Source organism: Streptomyces sp. NPDC058964 (assembly GCF_042741275.1).
In the GTDB taxonomy this organism is placed as follows: Bacteria; Actinomycetota; Actinomycetes; order Streptomycetales; family Streptomycetaceae; genus Streptomyces.
In genome coordinates this window covers 1-2,126 of the sequence record NZ_JBHYKH010000684.1, presented here as the reverse complement: position 1 = coordinate 2,126, position 2,126 = coordinate 1, and the positions used below count along the sequence as shown (strand labels likewise).

At 71.6% G+C, this 2,126-nt stretch carries 1 protein-coding gene; it reads left to right on the top strand.

Translation table 11 applies throughout. The features are described 5' to 3' along the window. Positions 1-2,056, top strand: a 2,056-nt coding sequence (locus ACFW2E_RS42950; RefSeq protein WP_384476449.1) for an exo-beta-D-glucosaminidase, incomplete at its 5' end; no start/stop codon positions are given. Positions 2,057-2,126 lie beyond the last annotated feature (70 nt).

Here is a 2,126-nt window from a genome sequence, read left to right as displayed (position 1 = left end):
CGGGGGCCGGGGGGGGGGCGCGGGCGGGGGGGGGGCCGCCCGGGGGGTCCCCGGGGGGGTGGGCCCCCCGCCCGCGGCGGCGGCCGGGCCGGTGCCGCCCCGGCCCCCCCACGACTCCGACGCGCCCGTCACGGCCGAGATCTCCGGCAGCGTCGGCGGGACGTCTCTCACGAGGACGGTCCCGCTCGCCGCCCACGAGACGAAGACGGTCACCTTCACCCCGGCGGACGTCCCCGGCCTGCACCTCACCTCGCCCAGGGTGTGGTGGCCGGCGGACATGGGCGGACAGCCCCTGTACGACCTGGACCTCACCGCTTCCGTCTCCGGCACGCGGTCGGACACCGCGCACGAGACCTTCGGCATCCGCGACGTCCGGGCACCGCTGAACTCCGACGGCGCCCGCCAGTACCGGATCAACGGCCGCAAGCTGCTCATCAAGGGCGGCGGCTGGTCGCCCGACGAGTTCCTGCGCTGGGACCGCACCTATGTCGAGGACCGGCTGAAGTACGCCCTCGACCTGGGCCTGAACACCATCCGGCTGGAAGGCCACCTCGAGCCCGACGAGTTCTTCGCCCTCGCCGACCGCTACGGCGTTCTCACGCTGCCCGGCTGGGAGTGCTGCGACAAGTGGGAGGGCCAGGTCAACGGCACCGGCGAGTCCGGCGACCCGTGGACGGCCGCCGACTACCCGGTAGCCAAGGCGTCGATGGCCGCCGAGGCCGCCCGGCTCCGCGACCACCCCAGTGTCGTCTCGTTCCTGATCGGCAGCGACTTCGCCCCCAACGCGACGATCGAGAAGAACTACCTGGACGCCCTGAAAGCGGCCGACTGGCCGACGCCGGTGGTCGCGGCCGCCTCCGACAAGTCCTCACCACAGCTTGGCAGTTCGGGCATGAAGATGACGGGGCCCTACGACTGGATCCCGCCGAACTACTGGTACGCCAAGCGCGAGGGCGGCGCCATCGGCTTCAACTCCGAGACCAGCGCGGGCCCCGACATCCCCACCCTCGACACCCTGCGCCGGATGATGACGCCCGCCGAGCTGGACACACTCTGGAAGAACCCCGGCCTCAAGCAGTACCACCGCTCCCCTTCCCCGGTCTTCGGCACGCTGAAGATCTACGACAACGCCCTCGCCGGCCGGTACGGCTCCCCCACCGGCCTCACCGACTACGTACGCAAGGCGCAGCTCGCGCAGTACGAGAACGTGCGCGCCCAGTACGAGGCGTACGGGCGCAACGCGACGGACTCCTCGAAGCCGTCCACGGGGGTGATCTACTGGATGTTCAACAGCGGCTGGACGTCGCTGCACTGGCAGCTGATGGACCGCTACCTCGACCAGGGCGGAGCCTACTTCGGGGCGAAGAAGGCCAACGAACCGCTGCACATCCAGTACTCGTACGACAACCGCTCCGTCGTCGTGGTCAACAACCGGCACGCCTCCGCCGCCGGGCTCACCGCGCGGGCCACGCTCTTCAACCCGGACGGCACACAGAAGTACGACAAGGCCGTCGCCCGCGTGACGGTGGGCGGCGACGGCGCGCACGCCACCCCGCTCACGCTGCCCGCGTCGGTGAGCGGGCTGTCGACCACATATCTGGTCCGGCTGACCCTGACCGACGCCACCGGCAAGGAGGTGAGCCGGAACGTGTACTGGCTCTCCACCGAGGCGGACACGCTCGACTGGGCCAGGACCGACTGGTACTACACGCCGACGACGAGCTACGCCGACCTGAAGGGGCTCGGCTCGATGGCGCGGGTGCCGGTGTCGGCGGCGGCGTCGACGGTGTCGGCCGACGGTACGTCGACCACGACCGTGACCCTGCGCAACACCGGAAGCGGGAAGACCCCGTCGCTGCTCACGGACGTCCATCTCGTCGACGCGCAGGGGAAGCCGGTGCTTCCGGTGCGGTGGTCGGACAACGAGGTCAGCCTGTGGCCGGGCGAGTCGGTGACGCTGACCGCCACCTACCGCACGGCGGATCTGCGCGGATCCGCGCCGCGGGTGCGGGTGTCCGGCTGGAACACGGCCGAGCACACGGTCGCGGCCGGATGACCCCATTGGCCCCGCGGGGTCGTCCCGCCCGGCCCCGTGGGGTCACCCCACGGTCAGTGCCGGGTCGTCG